At 52.2% G+C, this 17,124-nt stretch carries 13 protein-coding genes and 1 pseudogene; 9 read left to right on the forward strand and 5 right to left on the reverse strand.

What is annotated here, in order from left to right:
• The 9 genes and pseudogenes from tuf to rpoC all read left to right on the forward strand — a co-directional run.
• Positions 1–197, forward strand: a pseudogene (gene tuf / locus C3708_RS22750) (elongation factor Tu); the annotation flags it as partial.
• Between the two features lie 229 nt (positions 198–426).
• Positions 427–810, forward strand: coding sequence for a preprotein translocase subunit SecE (gene secE, locus C3708_RS22755; RefSeq protein ID WP_003862342.1), 384 nt, complete (start codon positions 427–429; stop codon positions 808–810).
• A gap of 1 nt (position 811) precedes the next feature.
• Complete coding sequence (nusG, locus tag C3708_RS22760) at positions 812–1,357, forward strand: transcription termination/antitermination protein NusG (RefSeq protein WP_002438628.1); 546 nt, start codon at positions 812–814, stop codon at positions 1,355–1,357.
• Between the two features lie 155 nt (positions 1,358–1,512).
• Positions 1,513–1,941: a 50S ribosomal protein L11 gene (gene rplK, locus C3708_RS22765; protein ID WP_008460147.1), complete on the forward strand. Its 429-nt coding sequence runs from the start codon at positions 1,513–1,515 to the stop codon at positions 1,939–1,941.
• 3 nt (positions 1,942–1,944) lie between these two features.
• On the forward strand, positions 1,945–2,649 hold the full coding sequence (gene rplA / locus C3708_RS22770) for a 50S ribosomal protein L1 (protein ID WP_095280279.1): 705 nt from the start codon (positions 1,945–1,947) through the stop codon (positions 2,647–2,649).
• Between the two features lie 291 nt (positions 2,650–2,940).
• Positions 2,941–3,438, forward strand: coding sequence for a 50S ribosomal protein L10 (gene rplJ, locus C3708_RS22780; RefSeq protein WP_007704673.1), 498 nt, complete (start codon positions 2,941–2,943; stop codon positions 3,436–3,438).
• A 66-nt stretch (positions 3,439–3,504) separates the two neighbouring features.
• Complete coding sequence (rplL, locus tag C3708_RS22785; RefSeq protein WP_095280280.1) at positions 3,505–3,870, forward strand: 50S ribosomal protein L7/L12; 366 nt, start codon at positions 3,505–3,507, stop codon at positions 3,868–3,870.
• Positions 3,871–4,190: 320 nt separating this feature from the next.
• Entirely contained in the window at positions 4,191–8,219 is a 4,029-nt protein-coding gene (gene rpoB, locus C3708_RS22790; RefSeq protein WP_103948305.1) for a DNA-directed RNA polymerase subunit beta, read from the forward strand.
• 77 nt (positions 8,220–8,296) lie between these two features.
• On the forward strand, positions 8,297–12,520 hold the full coding sequence (gene rpoC, locus C3708_RS22795) for a DNA-directed RNA polymerase subunit beta' (protein WP_095280282.1): 4,224 nt from the start codon (positions 8,297–8,299) through the stop codon (positions 12,518–12,520).
• Between the two features lie 76 nt (positions 12,521–12,596).
• Here the strand turns inward: rpoC and C3708_RS22800 are convergent, their stop codons facing one another.
• From C3708_RS22800 to thiG, 5 genes are all read right to left on the reverse strand, one after another.
• Positions 12,597–12,914 (reverse strand): PTS lactose/cellobiose transporter subunit IIA, encoded by a 318-nt coding sequence (locus tag C3708_RS22800; RefSeq protein ID WP_095280283.1) that lies wholly within the window; start codon positions 12,912–12,914, stop codon positions 12,597–12,599.
• Between the two features lie 3 nt (positions 12,915–12,917).
• Positions 12,918–13,223: a PTS sugar transporter subunit IIB gene (locus C3708_RS22805; RefSeq protein WP_103950377.1), complete on the reverse strand. Its 306-nt coding sequence runs from the start codon at positions 13,221–13,223 to the stop codon at positions 12,918–12,920.
• A gap of 186 nt (positions 13,224–13,409) precedes the next feature.
• Positions 13,410–14,945 (reverse strand): sensor domain-containing diguanylate cyclase, encoded by a 1,536-nt coding sequence (locus tag C3708_RS22810; protein WP_103950378.1) that lies wholly within the window; start codon positions 14,943–14,945, stop codon positions 13,410–13,412.
• A gap of 283 nt (positions 14,946–15,228) precedes the next feature.
• On the reverse strand, positions 15,229–16,356 hold the full coding sequence (gene thiH, locus C3708_RS22815) for a 2-iminoacetate synthase ThiH (protein ID WP_103950379.1): 1,128 nt from the start codon (positions 16,354–16,356) through the stop codon (positions 15,229–15,231).
• Positions 16,353–17,123, reverse strand: coding sequence for a thiazole synthase (thiG, locus tag C3708_RS22820; protein ID WP_103950380.1), 771 nt, complete (start codon positions 17,121–17,123; stop codon positions 16,353–16,355). The genes thiH and thiG overlap by 4 nt, the downstream gene beginning before the upstream one ends.
• Position 17,124: the final 1 nt, after the last annotated feature.

A 17,124-nucleotide genomic window follows, 5' to 3' on the forward strand; every position in this document is an offset into this window, starting at 1 on the left:
AGTTCTACTTCCGTACAACTGACGTGACTGGCACCATCGAACTGCCAGAAGGCGTAGAGATGGTAATGCCGGGCGACAACATCAAAATGGTTGTTACCCTGATCCACCCAATCGCGATGGACGACGGCCTGCGTTTCGCAATCCGTGAAGGCGGCCGTACTGTAGGCGCGGGCGTTGTTGCTAAAGTTATCGCTTAATCGCTGATAACATTTGACGCAATGCGCAATAAAAGGGCATCATTTGATGCCCTTTTTGCACGCTTTCGAACCAGAACCTGGCTCATCAGTGATTTTTTTTGTCATAATCATTGCTGAGACAGGCTCTGTAGAGGGCGTTTAGTCCGGGAAACGATTTGTTTTTTCGGGTTGGATTGCCTCGCTAATGCGGGGTTAAATTATTTGTAGAATACTTCTGACAGGTTGGTTTATGAGTGCGAATACCGAAGCTCAAGGGAGCGGTCGCGGCCTGGAAGCGATGAAGTGGGTAGTTGTTGCCGTGTTGCTGATTGTGGCGATTGTTGGTAACTACCTTTATCGTGACATGATGCTGCCGTTGCGTGCGCTGGCCGTAGTAATTCTTATTGCTGCAGCGGGTGGTGTCGCGCTGTTGACGACAAAAGGTAAAGCGACCGTTGCTTTTGCCCGCGAAGCGCGAACCGAAGTTCGCAAGGTCATTTGGCCGACTCGCCAGGAAACATTGCACACTACGCTGATTGTTGCAGCGGTGACTGCTGTAATGTCACTGATCCTGTGGGGACTGGATGGTATTCTGGTTCGCCTGGTTTCCTTTATCACTGGCCTGAGGTTCTAAGATGTCTGAAGCCCCTAAAAAGCGCTGGTACGTCGTTCAGGCGTTCTCCGGTTTTGAAGGCCGCGTAGCTACTTCGCTGCGTGAGCATATCAAATTACACAATATGGAAGAGTTGTTTGGTGAAGTCATGGTGCCGACCGAAGAAGTGGTCGAGATCCGTGGTGGCCAGCGTCGCAAAAGCGAGCGCAAATTCTTCCCTGGTTACGTGCTGGTTCAGATGGTGATGAACGATGCAAGCTGGCACCTGGTGCGCAGCGTCCCGCGCGTAATGGGCTTTATCGGCGGCACATCCGATCGTCCGGCACCTATCAGCGACAAAGAAGTCGATGCGATTATGAACCGCCTGCAGCAGGTTGGTGATAAGCCGCGTCCGAAAACGCTGTTTGAACCGGGTGAAATGGTTCGTGTTAGCGACGGTCCGTTTGCTGACTTTAACGGCGTGGTTGAAGAAGTGGACTACGAGAAGTCCCGCCTGAAAGTTTCTGTTTCTATCTTCGGTCGTGCGACCCCGGTAGAACTGGACTTTGCCCAGGTAGAAAAAGCCTAAGCAGCCGATCAAAAAAGCGGCGATTTAATCGTTGCACAGGGCGCGAGATTGGAATACAATTTCGCGCCTTTTGTTTTTATGGGTACAGCCCATAAAACGATATTTATCACGGGGAGCCTCCTTGAGGCGCTATAACCCAATCAGAGGATTTAAGAATGGCTAAGAAAGTACAAGCCTACGTCAAGCTGCAGGTTGCAGCTGGTATGGCAAACCCAAGTCCACCAGTTGGTCCAGCTCTGGGTCAGCAAGGTGTTAACATCATGGAATTCTGTAAAGCGTTCAACGCAAAAACTGAATCCCTGGAAAAAGGTTTGCCAATTCCGGTTGTTATTACCGTATACGCTGACCGTTCATTCACTTTCGTTACCAAGACCCCGCCGGCAGCAGTTCTGCTGAAAAAAGCGGCTGGTATCAAGTCTGGTTCCGGTAAGCCGAACAAAGATAAAGTGGGTAAAGTTTCCCGCGCTCAGCTGCAGGAAATCGCGCAGACCAAAGCTGCCGACATGACTGGTTCCGACATTGAAGCGATGACTCGCTCCATTGAAGGTACTGCACGTTCCATGGGCCTGGTAGTGGAGGATTAAGAAATGGCTAAACTGACCAAGCGCATGTCCGTAATTCGTGACAAAGTTGATGCGACCAAACAATACGACATCGTTGAAGCTATCGCTCTGCTGAAAGAACTGGCTACCGCTAAGTTCGTTGAAAGCGTTGACGTTGCTGTAAACCTCGGTATCGATGCTCGTAAATCTGATCAGAACGTTCGTGGCGCAACTGTACTGCCACACGGTACTGGCCGTTCCGTACGCGTAGCTGTATTTGCTCAGGGTGCAAACGCTGAAGCTGCTAAAGCTGCTGGCGCTGAACTGGTAGGTATGGAAGATCTGGCTGATCAGATCAAAAAAGGCGAAATGAACTTTGACGTTGTTATTGCTTCCCCGGATGCAATGCGCGTTGTTGGCCAGCTGGGCCAGGTTCTGGGTCCACGTGGCCTGATGCCAAACCCTAAAGTTGGTACTGTAACGCCTAACGTTGCTGAAGCGGTTAAGAACGCTAAAGCGGGTCAGGTTCGTTATCGTAACGACAAAAACGGCATCATCCACACTACCATCGGTAAAGTGGACTTTGACGCTGACAAATTGAAAGAAAACCTGGAATCTCTGCTGGTTGCGCTGAAAAAAGCAAAACCAACTCAGGCGAAAGGCGTGTACATCAAGAAAATTAGCCTGTCCACCACTATGGGTGCGGGTGTTGCAGTTGATCAGGCTGGCCTGAACGCTGCTACAAACTAATACCTTTACGTGGGCGGTGGATTTGTCTACAATCTTACCCCCCACGTTTGCTAACAAAAGTTAGCAGGTAAAAGATTTGTTCGTTGGAGCCTGGCCTATTCCAGGCCTCCGTCGAAGACCGCAGGTGTCTCGAAAGAGGCTTAATGCCCTGCGTAGACGGTGACAGAACGCTAAGATTATTTCTGATACTCTGGCTTGTTTCTGCTCACCGTATTAAGACGCTCTACCCGTTGGGAAGAGTGAAGTGAGTTCCGGGACATGAGTCCCGGCAAACATCCAGGAGCAAAGCTAATGGCTTTAAATCTTCAAGACAAACAAGCGATTGTTGCTGAAGTCAGCGAAGTAGCCAAAGGCGCGCTGTCTGCAGTAGTTGCGGATTCCCGTGGCGTTACTGTAGACAAAATGACTGAACTGCGTAAAGCAGGTCGCGAAGCCGGCGTATACATGCGTGTTGTTCGTAACACCCTGCTGCGCCGTGTTGTTGAAGGTACTCAGTTCGAGTGCCTGAAAGACGCGTTCGTTGGTCCGACCCTGATTGCATATTCTATGGAACACCCGGGCGCAGCTGCTCGTCTGTTCAAAGATTTCGCGAAAGCGAATGCAAAATTTGAGGTCAAAGCCGCAGCCTTTGAAGGTGAGTTGATCCCGGCATCGCAAATCGATCGCCTGGCTACACTGCCGACCTACGAAGAAGCAATTGCACGCCTGATGGCAACCATGAAAGAAGCTTCGGCTGGCAAACTGGTTCGCACTCTGGCTGCTGTTCGCGATGCAAAAGAAGCTGCTTAATAGCCGTTTTCTTTATCAAGCATTCGCTTACGTATAAACTTATTCTGATTTTCAGGAACAATTTAAATGTCTATCACTAAAGATCAAATCATTGAAGCAGTTGCAGCTATGTCCGTAATGGACGTTGTAGAACTGATTTCTGCAATGGAAGAAAAATTCGGTGTTTCCGCTGCTGCTGCTGTAGCTGTAGCTGCTGGCCCGGCTGAAGCTGCTGAAGAAAAAACTGAATTCGACGTAATTCTGAAAGCTGCTGGCGCTAACAAAGTTGCTGTAATCAAAGCAGTACGTAGCGCAACTGGCCTGGGTCTGAAAGAAGCTAAAGACCTGGTAGAATCTGCTCCAGCCGCTCTGAAAGAAGGCGTGAGCAAAGATGACGCAGAAGCACTGAAAAAATCTCTGGAAGAAGCTGGCGCTGAAGTTGAAGTTAAATAAGCCAACCTTTCCGGTTGCAGCCTGAGAAATTAGGCTGATGGCTGGTGACTTTTTAGTCACCAGCCTTTTTGCGCTGTAAGGCGCCAGTAGCATTTCACACTGTTTGACTGCTGGCTGTCCTGACAATGCTTGTTTCTATCGACGCCTTAATATACTGCGACAGGGTGCTCGCTCTGTGTAAATCGCAACGAAATGGTTTAAGCGTGATAGCAACAGGTATTGCGGAAAGTATTCAATTTTCCGATCAACAAAACGGTGTTGCACAAACTGTCCCTTCGTCGGGCAGATGGGTCGACTTGTCAGCGAGCTGAGGAACCCTAATGGTTTACTCCTATACCGAGAAAAAACGTATTCGTAAGGATTTTGGTAAACGTCCACAAGTTTTGGATATACCTTATCTCCTTTCTATCCAGCTTGACTCGTTCCAGAAGTTTATCGAGCAAGATCCTGAAGGGCAGTATGGTCTGGAAGCAGCCTTCCGTTCCGTATTCCCAATCAAAAGCTATAGCGGTAATTCTGAGCTGCAGTATGTCAGCTACCGCCTTGGCGAACCGGTATTTGACGTTCAGGAATGTCAGATCCGTGGTGTGACCTATTCCGCACCGCTGCGCGTTAAACTGCGTCTGGTTGTCTATGAGCGCGAAGCGCCAGAAGGCACCGTTAAAGACATTAAAGAACAAGAAGTCTACATGGGTGAAATTCCACTCATGACGGACAACGGTACTTTTGTTATCAACGGCACAGAGCGTGTTATCGTTTCCCAGCTGCATCGTAGCCCGGGCGTCTTCTTCGACAGCGATAAAGGTAAAACACACTCTTCCGGTAAAGTACTGTATAACGCGCGTATCATTCCTTACCGTGGTTCATGGCTGGACTTCGAGTTCGATCCTAAAGACAACCTGTTTGTCCGTATCGACCGTCGTCGTAAGCTGCCAGCGACCATCATTCTGCGTGCGTTGCAATACACCACTGAGCAGATTCTTGATCTGTTCTTTGAGAAAGTGATCTTTGAGATCCGCGACAACAAGCTGCAAATGGAGCTGCTGCCGGAACGTCTGCGTGGCGAAACCGCGTCGTTCGACATCGAATCCGACGGCAAAGTGTATGTGGAAAAAGGTCGCCGTATCACTGCGCGCCATATCCGCCAGCTGGAAAAAGATGAAATCAAACACATCGAAGTTCCGGTTGAATACATTGCGGGTAAAGTTGCTGCTAAAGATTACGTTGATGCCTCTACTGGCGAGCTGATCTGCCCGGCTAACATGGAGCTGAGCCTGGATCTGCTGGCTAAGCTGAGCCAGTCTGGCCACAAGCGCATCGAAACGCTGTTCACCAACGATCTGGATCACGGTCCGTACATCTCTGAGACTGTACGCGTCGACCCAACGACCGATCGTCTGAGCGCACTGGTAGAAATCTACCGCATGATGCGCCCTGGTGAGCCACCAACTCGTGAAGCGGCTGAAAGCCTGTTTGAGAACCTGTTCTTCTCCGAAGACCGCTACGATCTGTCCGCGGTTGGTCGTATGAAGTTCAACCGTTCTCTGCTGCGTGACGCGATCGAAGGTTCCGGTATCCTGAGCAAAGAAGACATCATCGAAGTGATGAAAAAGCTCATTGATATCCGTAACGGCAAAGGCGAAGTGGATGATATCGACCACCTCGGCAACCGTCGTATCCGTTCCGTAGGCGAAATGGCGGAAAACCAATTCCGCGTTGGCCTGGTACGTGTTGAGCGTGCGGTGAAAGAGCGTCTGTCTCTGGGCGATCTGGATACCCTGATGCCTCAGGATATGATCAACGCCAAGCCAATTTCTGCCGCAGTGAAAGAGTTCTTTGGTTCCAGCCAGCTGTCTCAGTTTATGGACCAGAACAACCCACTGTCTGAGATTACGCACAAACGTCGTATCTCTGCACTCGGCCCAGGCGGTCTGACCCGTGAACGTGCAGGCTTTGAAGTTCGAGACGTACACCCGACTCACTACGGTCGCGTATGTCCAATCGAAACGCCTGAAGGTCCAAACATCGGTCTGATCAACTCCCTGTCCGTGTACGCACAGACTAACGAATACGGCTTCCTCGAGACTCCGTACCGTAAAGTGACTGACGGTGTTGTAACCGACGAAATTCATTACCTGTCTGCTATCGAAGAAGGTAACTACGTCATCGCTCAGGCGAACACCAACCTGGACGAAGAAGGTCGTTTCGTAGACGATCTGGTTACCTGCCGTAGCAAAGGCGAATCCAGCTTGTTCAGCAATGATCAAGTGGACTACATGGACGTTTCCACTCAGCAGATCGTTTCTGTTGGTGCGTCCCTGATTCCATTCCTGGAACACGATGACGCCAACCGTGCATTGATGGGTGCGAACATGCAACGTCAGGCGGTTCCGACTCTGCGCGCTGATAAGCCGCTGGTTGGTACCGGTATGGAACGTGCTGTTGCCGTTGACTCCGGTGTAACCGCAGTTGCTAAACGTGGCGGTACTGTTCAGTACGTTGATGCTTCCCGTATCGTTATCAAAGTTAACGAAGACGAGATGTACCCGGGCGAAGCAGGTATCGACATCTATAACCTGACGAAGTACACCCGTTCTAACCAGAACACCTGCATCAACCAGATGCCATGTGTGTCCTTGGGTGAGCCGGTTGAGCGCGGCGACGTGCTGGCAGATGGTCCGTCTACCGATCTCGGTGAACTGGCACTCGGTCAGAACATGCGCGTAGCGTTCATGCCGTGGAACGGTTACAACTTCGAAGACTCCATCCTCGTCTCCGAGCGTGTGGTTCAGGAAGATCGTTTCACCACGATTCACATTCAGGAACTGGCATGTGTGTCCCGTGACACCAAGCTGGGGCCAGAAGAGATCACCGCTGACATCCCGAACGTGGGTGAAGCTGCGCTCTCCAAGCTGGATGAATCCGGTATCGTTTACATTGGTGCAGAAGTGACCGGTGGTGACATTCTGGTTGGTAAGGTAACGCCGAAAGGTGAAACCCAGCTGACGCCAGAAGAGAAACTGCTGCGTGCGATCTTCGGTGAGAAAGCGTCTGACGTTAAAGACTCTTCTCTGCGCGTACCAAACGGTGTTTCCGGTACAGTTATCGACGTTCAGGTCTTTACTCGCGATGGCGTAGAAAAAGACAAACGTGCGCTGGAAATCGAAGAGATGCAGCTGAAGCAGGCGAAGAAAGACCTGTCTGAAGAATTGCAAATCCTCGAAGCTGGCCTGTTTAGTCGTATCTATGCGGCGCTGGTCTCCGGTGGTGTTGAAGCTGAGAAGCTCGACAAACTGCCGCGCGATCGCTGGCTGGAACTCGGCCTGACCGACGAAGAGAAACAAAATCAGCTGGAACAACTGGCTGAGCAGTACGACGAACTGAAACACGAGTTCGAGAAAAAACTCGAAGCGAAACGCCGCAAAATCACTCAGGGCGACGATCTGGCACCAGGCGTGCTGAAGATTGTTAAGGTGTATCTGGCTGTTAAACGTCAGATCCAGCCTGGTGATAAAATGGCAGGTCGTCACGGTAACAAAGGTGTTATCTCCAAGATCAACCCGATCGAGGATATGCCTCACGATGCTAACGGCACGCCGGTAGATATCGTGTTGAACCCACTGGGCGTACCGTCTCGTATGAACATCGGTCAGATCCTCGAAACTCACCTGGGTATGGCTGCGAAAGGTATCGGCGAGAAAATCAACGCCATGCTGAAGCAGCAGGAAGAAGTCGCCAAACTGCGCGAATTCATCCAGCGTGCGTACGATCTGGGTACTGATGTTCGCCAGAAAGTTGACCTGAACACCTTCAGCGATGACGAAGTTCTGCGTCTGGCTGAGAACCTGAAAAAAGGTATGCCGATCGCAACACCGGTATTCGATGGTGCGAAAGAGTCTGAAATCAAAGAACTGTTACAGCTGGGTGGCCTGCCGACTTCCGGTCAGATCACTCTGTTCGACGGACGTACCGGTGAGCAATTCGAGCGCCAGGTTACCGTTGGCTATATGTACATGCTGAAACTGAACCACTTGGTTGATGACAAGATGCATGCGCGTTCTACCGGTTCTTACAGCCTGGTTACTCAGCAGCCGCTGGGTGGTAAGGCACAGTTCGGTGGTCAGCGCTTCGGTGAGATGGAAGTGTGGGCGCTTGAAGCATATGGCGCAGCATACACCCTGCAGGAAATGCTTACCGTTAAGTCTGATGACGTGAACGGCCGTACGAAGATGTATAAAAACATCGTCGATGGCAACCATCAGATGGAACCGGGTATGCCGGAATCCTTCAACGTACTGTTGAAAGAGATCCGTTCCCTGGGTATCAACATCGAGCTGGAAGACGAGTAACTCTCGCTCAAACAGGTCACTGGTGCCGGATTAATAACCCGGCACCAGATTGTGCTAACTCCGACGGGAGCAAATCCGTGAAAGACTTATTAAAGTTTCTGAAAGCGCAAACTAAAACCGAAGAGTTTGATGCGATCAAAATTGCTCTGGCATCGCCAGACATGATCCGTTCATGGTCTTTCGGTGAAGTTAAGAAGCCGGAAACCATCAACTACCGTACGTTCAAACCTGAGCGTGACGGCCTTTTCTGTGCGCGTATTTTCGGGCCAGTAAAAGATTACGAGTGCCTGTGCGGTAAGTACAAGCGCCTGAAACACCGTGGTGTGATCTGTGAGAAGTGCGGCGTTGAAGTGACCCAGACCAAAGTGCGCCGTGAGCGCATGGGCCACATCGAGCTGGCGTCTCCAACTGCTCACATCTGGTTCCTGAAATCTCTGCCGTCCCGTATCGGCCTGCTGCTGGATATGCCGCTGCGCGATATCGAACGTGTTCTGTACTTCGAATCTTATGTGGTTATCGAAGGCGGGATGACGAATCTGGAACGTAACCAGATTCTGACCGAAGAACAGTATCTGGACGCGCTGGAAGAGTTCGGTGACGAATTCGACGCGAAAATGGGTGCGGAAGCTATTCAGGCCCTGCTGAAAAGCATGGATCTGGAGCAAGAGTGCGAGCAGCTGCGTGAAGAGCTGAACGAAACCAACTCCGAAACCAAGCGTAAAAAGCTGACCAAGCGTATCAAACTGCTGGAAGCGTTCGTTCAGTCTGGTAACAAACCAGAGTGGATGATCCTGACCGTTCTGCCGGTTCTGCCGCCAGATCTGCGTCCGCTGGTTCCGCTGGATGGTGGTCGTTTCGCAACGTCCGATCTGAACGATCTGTATCGTCGCGTGATCAACCGTAACAACCGTCTGAAACGACTGTTGGATCTGGCTGCGCCTGACATCATCGTACGTAACGAAAAACGTATGCTGCAGGAAGCGGTTGATGCCCTGCTGGATAACGGTCGTCGCGGTCGTGCGATCACCGGTTCTAACAAACGTCCTCTGAAATCTTTGGCCGATATGATCAAAGGTAAACAGGGTCGTTTCCGTCAGAACCTGCTCGGTAAGCGTGTTGACTACTCCGGTCGTTCTGTTATCACCGTAGGTCCATACCTGCGTCTGCATCAGTGCGGTCTGCCGAAGAAAATGGCACTGGAACTGTTTAAACCGTTCATCTATGGCAAGCTGGAACTGCGTGGCCTGGCCACCACCATCAAAGCCGCTAAGAAAATGGTTGAGCGCGAAGAAGCAGTCGTTTGGGATATCCTGGACGAAGTGATTCGCGAACACCCGGTACTGCTGAACCGTGCACCAACCCTGCACCGTTTGGGTATCCAGGCGTTTGAACCGGTTCTGATCGAAGGTAAAGCAATCCAGCTGCACCCGCTGGTTTGTGCGGCATACAACGCCGACTTCGATGGTGACCAGATGGCTGTTCACGTACCGCTGACGCTGGAAGCCCAGCTCGAAGCGCGTGCGCTGATGATGTCTACTAACAACATCCTGTCACCTGCGAACGGCGAGCCAATCATCGTTCCTTCTCAGGACGTTGTATTGGGTCTGTACTACATGACCCGTGACTGTGTTAACGCCAAAGGCGAAGGCATGGTGCTGACTGGCCCTAAAGAAGCTGAGCGTATTTATCGCGCTGGCCTGGCCTCTCTGCATGCGCGCGTTAAAGTGCGTATCACTGAATACGAAAAAGATGCTAACGGCGAATTCGTTGCGAAAACCAGCATTATCGACACTACCGTAGGTCGTGCGATTCTGTGGATGATCGTGCCGAAAGGTCTGCCTTACTCCATCGTCAACCAGGCGCTGGGTAAGAAAGCTATCTCCAAAATGCTGAACACTTGTTACCGTATTTTGGGTCTGAAACCGACCGTTATCTTCGCTGACCAGACGATGTACACCGGCTTTGCTTATGCAGCGCGTTCAGGTGCATCTGTTGGTATCGATGACATGGTGATCCCACAGAAGAAATACGAGATCATCAGTGAAGCTGAAGCTGAAGTAGCCGAAATCCAGGAGCAGTTCCAGTCTGGTCTGGTTACCGCGGGCGAACGCTACAACAAAGTTATCGATATTTGGGCTGCGGCGAACGATCGCGTTTCCAAAGCGATGATGGATAACCTGCAAACTGAAACCGTCATTAACCGTGAAGGTAAAGAAGAGCAGCAGGTTTCCTTCAACAGCATCTACATGATGGCCGACTCCGGTGCGCGTGGTTCCGCAGCACAGATTCGTCAGCTGGCAGGTATGCGTGGTCTGATGGCGAAACCAGATGGTTCCATCATCGAGACGCCAATCACTGCGAACTTCCGTGAAGGTCTGAACGTACTCCAGTACTTCATCTCCACGCACGGTGCTCGTAAAGGTCTGGCAGATACCGCACTGAAAACAGCAAACTCCGGTTATCTGACGCGTCGTCTGGTTGACGTTGCGCAGGATCTGGTTGTGACTGAAGACGATTGTGGCACTCTCGAAGGTATCACCATGACCCCGGTTATCGAGGGTGGTGATGTTAAAGAGCCACTGCGCGATCGCGTTCTGGGTCGTGTGACTGCTGAAGACATTCTGAAGCCAGGTACCGCAGACATTCTGGTTCCACGCAACACTCTGCTGCACGAGCAGTGGTGTGACATGCTGGAAGAGAACTCTGTTGACTCCGTGAAGGTGCGCTCCGTCGTATCTTGTGACACCGACTTTGGTGTTTGTGCGCACTGCTATGGTCGTGACCTGGCGCGTGGCCACATCATCAACAAAGGCGAAGCAATCGGCGTTATCGCGGCACAGTCAATCGGTGAGCCGGGTACACAGCTGACGATGCGTACGTTCCACATCGGTGGTGCGGCATCTCGTGCGGCTGCTGAATCCAGCATTCAGGTGAAAAACAAGGGTAGCATCAAGCTGTCTAACGCCAAGTCGGTTGTTAACTCCGCTGGCAAGCTGGTTGTGACCTCTCGTAACACCGAGCTGAAGCTGATCGACGAATTCGGTCGTACCAAAGAAAGCTACAAAGTGCCTTACGGTGCTGTGATGGCGAAAGGCGATGGCGAACAGGTTGCTGGCGGCGAAACCGTAGCAAACTGGGACCCACACACCATGCCGGTTATCACCGAAGTGGCAGGTTTCATTCGCTTCACGGATATGGTCGATGGCCAGACGATTACTCGTCAGACCGACGAACTGACTGGTCTCTCCTCCCTCGTGGTTCTGGATTCTGCAGAACGTACCGCGGGTGGTAAAGATCTGCGTCCGGCACTGAAAATCGTTGATGCCAACGGCAATGATGTTCTGATCCCAGGTACCGATATGCCTGCTCAGTACTTCCTGCCAGGTAAAGCGATCGTTCAGTTGGAAGATGGCATCCAGATCAGTGCGGGTGACGCTCTGGCGCGTATTCCTCAGGAATCCAGCGGTACCAAGGACATCACCGGTGGTCTGCCACGCGTTGCTGACCTGTTCGAAGCACGTCGTCCGAAAGAGCCTGCGATCCTTGCAGAAATCACCGGCATCATTTCCTTCGGTAAAGAAACCAAAGGTAAACGTCGTCTGGTGATTACTCCACTGGATGGCAGCGAGCCGTACGAAGAGATGATTCCTAAATGGCGTCAGCTCAACGTGTTCGAAGGCGAACGTGTAGAACGTGGTGACGTGGTTTCCGATGGTCCAGAAGCGCCGCACGACATTCTGCGTCTTCGTGGTGTTCACGCGGTAACGCGTTATATCACCAACGAAGTACAGGACGTTTACCGTCTGCAAGGCGTTAAGATTAACGATAAACACATCGAAGTTATCGTTCGTCAGATGCTGCGTAAAGCAACCATCGATAGCGCTGGCAGCTCGGACTTCCTGGAAGGCGAGCAGGTTGAATACTCTCGCGTCAAGATTGCTAACCGCGATCTGGAAGCGAATGGCAAAGTGGGCGTGCTGTATTCCCGCGATCTGCTGGGTATCACCAAAGCGTCTCTGGCAACCGAGTCCTTCATCTCCGCTGCATCCTTCCAGGAGACCACGCGTGTCCTGACTGAAGCTGCTGTTGCGGGCAAACGTGATGAACTGCGCGGTCTGAAAGAGAACGTCATCGTGGGTCGTCTGATCCCGGCTGGTACCGGTTATGCTTACCACCAGGATCGTATGCGTCGTCGTGCTGCGGGCGAACTGCCAGCTGCACCTCAGGTGACTGCGGAAGATGCTTCTGCAAGCCTGGCAGAACTGCTGAACGCAGGTCTGGGCGGCTCTGACAACGATTAATCGTGCGTTGAGCTAATAAAAAACCCGCTTTTCGAAGCGGGTTTTTTTATGCCTGAAAAACGGGGCAGAGCGAAGATCAGTTCAGCAGCGGTAATCGACGATAAAGTTCGATCATATCGCCCGCCAGATCCTGAATAACCATCGCGTTCATCAGGTGGTCCTGTGAATGGACGGTAATCAGATTCACCGGAAGTTTACCAGTGCCTTCATCAAGACCAATAAGCTGTGTCTGGATGGTGTGCGCGTGTTTCACATAGTCACGCGACTCTTCCATGGCTTTCTCGGCGCCGTCAAAATCGCCTTTGCGAGCCAGTTGTAGCGCAGTCAGTGCAGCACTGCGCGCTGCGCCCGCATTTACCAGCAACTCCATGATGGTCGTTTCTAAATCTTCCATGTCTTACTCCAGCAGTTTGAGGGCTTTTTCGAGAACGACATCGCCTTTCATCATGCCGTAATCCATCATGTCGATCACCGCGACTTTTTTGCCCAGTGGTTCGGCCTGAGCCTGAAGTTTTGCCAGTTCGTATTTAACCTGTGGCCCCAGTAATACGATGTCGGCGGCAGCAATATTGTCTTTAAATTCAGCAACCGGAACGGCTTTAATGGTTACTTCGACGCCTTTTTTATCTGCGGCGTCTTTCATGCGTTGAACCAGCATGCTGGTGGACATACCCGCCGCACAGCATAAAACGATGTTCTTCATAGTCAGCCTCGATGTACATGTGTTTCTTGATAATTATCCCTTGCAGGGCGCTTCAACAACCGCTTTACCACGATTGTGTGTGAGGCATCACAAAGAAATCTGCTTTTTCTGAAACCGGTTACAATTTTTACTTAAGAGCAATGATGCCCGCGAAATGCGGGCAGTCGGAAAGGCGGGTCGTAAGAGTCAGGAGGTACGTAGAATTCTGTTTTTTCCCTGCTGTTTGGCTTTGTATAACGCTTCGTCTACGCTACCAATAAGTTGTTCAAGGGGCTCAAAGTGCCACTCTCCCAGCCCGGCGCTGAAGGTAACCTGCAATCCCTCTTCACGCCAGGTGCGTTCAGCCACCTGAAGACGCCATGTTTCCACCAGGCGGAAGGCGGCGTCGAGATGGTCTGTCGGGAAGAGGATTGCGAATTCTTCACCGCCGTAGCGATACACGGAAATATGCTCAGGCTGCATCACCTGAATCCCTTCTCTGGCGACGTTACGCAGCACAATATCGCCACTCAGATGACCCCAGGTGTCATTAATTGATTTGAAATTATCAATGTCCACCAGTGCCAGCGCAAAGTGCTGATGCTCTTGCATCAGTGCCGCAATGTCGCTATCAAAGGCGCGACGATTCTTACAGCCTGTCAGAGCGTCGACAGTGGCCTGACGAACGTAATCCCGCTCACGCTCTTTGTTGGTCAGAATGGTTTTACTGAGCGTTGATTCCAGGCGCGGTGCGCTATTCACTTCGCCGGTTTTAATGGCATGGATGATGTTCATCAGCACCGTACGCGACGCGTGACGCAGATAAAGGCCAAATAAAATAATCACGATGGCGGCGAGGGCAAATCCCCAGCTAACGATATTTGTTTCGTGCCGGGTAATGTCTTTTAATGTGGAATCGGCCACGCGATAAATCACGAACCAATCTGGATTCGTAAACGAATAATAGTAATACCAGAACCCGGTTTTGCCATCGAAGACATGGCCTTCGCCGCTGGTCATTCGGCTCATGACATCTTCACTCAGGTATTGTTTGAAGAGTGCGCCAGTATCAGGATGGAGAACCACTTTTCCGTCGCGATCCACCACAAAAAACTCGCCCTGAACCGGGGCCACCATCTGACGCAGCGTATAGCCCATTACGGTCAGGTCGAGATGGAAAGCCAGTGTTCCCTTGAGTTTCCCTTCAGGTGAAATGACAGGCTTAAAGATCGTCACCGTCGGCTGATGGAGAAAATAATCCATGTAGGGAGAGGTATAGTGGCTGAAAATGCTCGCTTCCGCCTGACGGATAAACCAGGGCCGGGTGCGGACATCTACGGCTTCGCTGCCGTCGGCAGGAAGCACGTCAGGCGCCCGCAAATAATGCCCTTGTGAATCTGCCAGCGAGACTGAGGAGACGGTCGGCATCAGATTTTGCAATTGCATCAGCACCTGCACGCCTTTTTCTGGATCGACGTTCACCGTTTCATCGAGCTTATCGTTACGCGAAAAGTACGTCGCGGCACGCCCAAGAATATAGTCGTTTTCGCGCAGGATAGACTCTGTATAGTTCACCGCCAGGTTATGGGTAAAGTTGCGGTTAATATTATGATAATCCTCTACAAAATCTTTCCTCTGCGTCAGCGTAATAAATACTGCGATCAGAATAAATGCGATGAGAATCCCTGAGAAACTCACCAGGATCGGCGTGGTAAATGAAAGCTTCTTGCTGTGAAGAGACATGTGTTTTCAGAAACCCAGAAGATAAAAAGCGTGAAAATTCAGAAAGGACACTGGTTAATTATACTTCTCAGATTTCAGGGCAAGATGATTTATCTTAAGAGCCGAGCGGAATCGCCCTGCTTTGTTGAAGGCAGGGCGAAACGAGGAAGAAGCTTTTCGCCCTGGTCAGCATCCATTGCTGACTGTATCAGGTTAAAAAATCGGGCGCGGTTCTGCTATCGCCAGATTACGATGCTCCGAGTCTTCTCGGGATCTTTCGCGGTCGTTACATTCCGTTTCAGCATCACTGCGAGGCGCGTCCCAGCCAGCTGTCCCAGTCTTTCCACACCGGCTGTAATCCTTGTCTGCTAAGTGCGCTGGCAACCTCTTCAGGCCGACGGCCATCGTGTGGGGCGAACTGCTCCAGCTCGGGATTGTTGTCCGCATAACCGCCTGGCTGGGTTTTTGAAAACGCACTGACGTTATTGATGGCTAAAGGAATGACCTGATCGCGAAACTCCGGTGACTCCCGGGTGGATAATGACAACTCCACTTCCGGTGCCAGCAGACGAAACGCGCAAATAGTTTGCACCAACTGGCGTTCATCCATGATCGACGCCGGTTCGATGCCGCCTGTGCAGGGCCGTAAGCGTGGGAACGAGATTGAGTACCGGCTTTGCCAGTAGTGCTGCTGGAGCCACAGCAGATGCTCCGCCACCATAAAGCAATCCACGCGCCAGCTGTCGGACAGCCCAATCAGCGCGCCGAGACCGATTTTGTCGATCCCCGCCCGTCCCAGCCGGTCCGGCGTTTCCAGGCGGAAGAAAAAATCCTGCTTTTTGCCTTTCAGGTGGTGTCGGGCGTACATGGCTTCGTGATAGGTCTCCTGATAGACCATTACGCCGTCCAGACCGAGGGTTTTCAGCTCGGCGTACTCGTCTTCGGAAAGAGGCTGAACTTCCATCTGCAATGAGGAAAATCGGCGGCGGATAGCGGGCAGATGCTGGCGAAAATAATCCATTCCCACTTTTCCCTGGTGCTCACCAGTGACCAGCAGAAGATGCTCAAAGCCCATCTCTCTGATGGCGGCACATTCACGGGCAATCTCGTTCTCGTCGAGGGTTTTACGCTTGATGCGGTTACTCATGGAAAAGCCGCAGTAGGTGCAATCATTGGCGCAAAGATTGGAGAGATAAAGTGGCACGTAAAAGCTCACCGTGTTGCCAAAGCGCTGACGAGTGAGCCGCTGTGCGCGCTGCGCCATCGGCTCAAGATACGCGCTAGCAGCAGGGGAGAGCAGGGCCATCATGTCCTCGCGGGTCACATGCCGCGAATTCAGGGCGCGCTCGACGTCTGCGGCGGTTTTGCTGTTGATCCTCAGACGAATGTCGTCCCAGTTCAACTCGCGCCATCGGTCGATAAAGGTGCTCATGAGTACGCCTCCAGAAAACCGGTCAGCGGGCTAGTGGCCTGCGCCTGAAAACTGCGCGAACCTGGCCCGGACTGACGCGCCAGCACGCCTGCGTCTACTGCAAGGCGAAATGCGCGCGCCATCATCACCGGATCGTCAGCCACCGCAATGGCCGTGTTGACGAGTACGGCGTCGGCCCCCATCTCCAGCGCCTGCGCCGCATGGCTCGGCACGCCGATGCCCGCATCGACGATCACGGGAACGGTGGCCTGCTCGATGATGATCTCCAGCATCGCGCGGGTCTCCAGCCCCTGATTGGAGCCAATCGGTGCGCCAAGCGGCATCACCGCCGCGCAACCGGCTTCCTCAAGACGCTTGCAGAGCACGGGGTCCGCGCCGCAGTAAGGCAGAACGGTAAACCCCTGTTTAACCAGCAACTCGGCGGCTTTCAGCGTTTCGATGGGATCGGGCAGCAGCCAGCGCGCGTCCGGGTGGATTTCCAGTTTCAGCCAGCTTGTACCCAGCGCTTCACGTGCCAGCTGGGCGGCAAACACTGCTTCTTCTGCGGTTTTCGCGCCGGAGGTGTTTGGCAGCAGCGTCACGCCTGCGGCCAGCAGTGGGGCCAGAATCGCATCGCTATGATTGCGCAGGTCCACGCGCTTCATCGCCAGCGTGACCAGTTGGCTGCCGCTCTCGCGAATGGCATCGACCATCAGCTGCGGCGACGCGAATTTTCCGGTGCCGGTGAACAGATGTGAATCAAAGGTTTTATCGGCAATACGTAACATG

The sequence above is a fragment of the Lelliottia sp. 7254-16 genome (assembly GCF_002922995.1).
Lineage (GTDB): Bacteria > Pseudomonadota > Gammaproteobacteria > Enterobacterales > Enterobacteriaceae > Enterobacter > Enterobacter jeotgali.

Coding starts and splice junctions, on each gene's coding strand:
- rpoB (WP_103948305.1), top strand. CDS start 4,191: ATGGTTTACTCCTATACCGAGAAAAAACGTATTCGTAAGGATTTTGGT.
- thiG (WP_103950380.1), bottom strand. CDS start 17,123: ATGTTACGTATTGCCGATAAAACCTTTGATTCACATCTGTTCACCGGC.
- rplK (WP_008460147.1), top strand. CDS start 1,513: ATGGCTAAGAAAGTACAAGCCTACGTCAAGCTGCAGGTTGCAGCTGGT.
- secE (WP_003862342.1), top strand. CDS start 427: ATGAGTGCGAATACCGAAGCTCAAGGGAGCGGTCGCGGCCTGGAAGCG.
- thiH (WP_103950379.1), bottom strand. CDS start 16,356: ATGAGCACCTTTATCGACCGATGGCGCGAGTTGAACTGGGACGACATT.
- C3708_RS22800 (WP_095280283.1), bottom strand. CDS start 12,914: ATGGAAGATTTAGAAACGACCATCATGGAGTTGCTGGTAAATGCGGGC.
- nusG (WP_002438628.1), top strand. CDS start 812: ATGTCTGAAGCCCCTAAAAAGCGCTGGTACGTCGTTCAGGCGTTCTCC.
- rplA (WP_095280279.1), top strand. CDS start 1,945: ATGGCTAAACTGACCAAGCGCATGTCCGTAATTCGTGACAAAGTTGAT.
- rplL (WP_095280280.1), top strand. CDS start 3,505: ATGTCTATCACTAAAGATCAAATCATTGAAGCAGTTGCAGCTATGTCC.
- C3708_RS22805 (WP_103950377.1), bottom strand. CDS start 13,223: ATGAAGAACATCGTTTTATGCTGTGCGGCGGGTATGTCCACCAGCATG.
- C3708_RS22810 (WP_103950378.1), bottom strand. CDS start 14,945: ATGTCTCTTCACAGCAAGAAGCTTTCATTTACCACGCCGATCCTGGTG.
- rplJ (WP_007704673.1), top strand. CDS start 2,941: ATGGCTTTAAATCTTCAAGACAAACAAGCGATTGTTGCTGAAGTCAGC.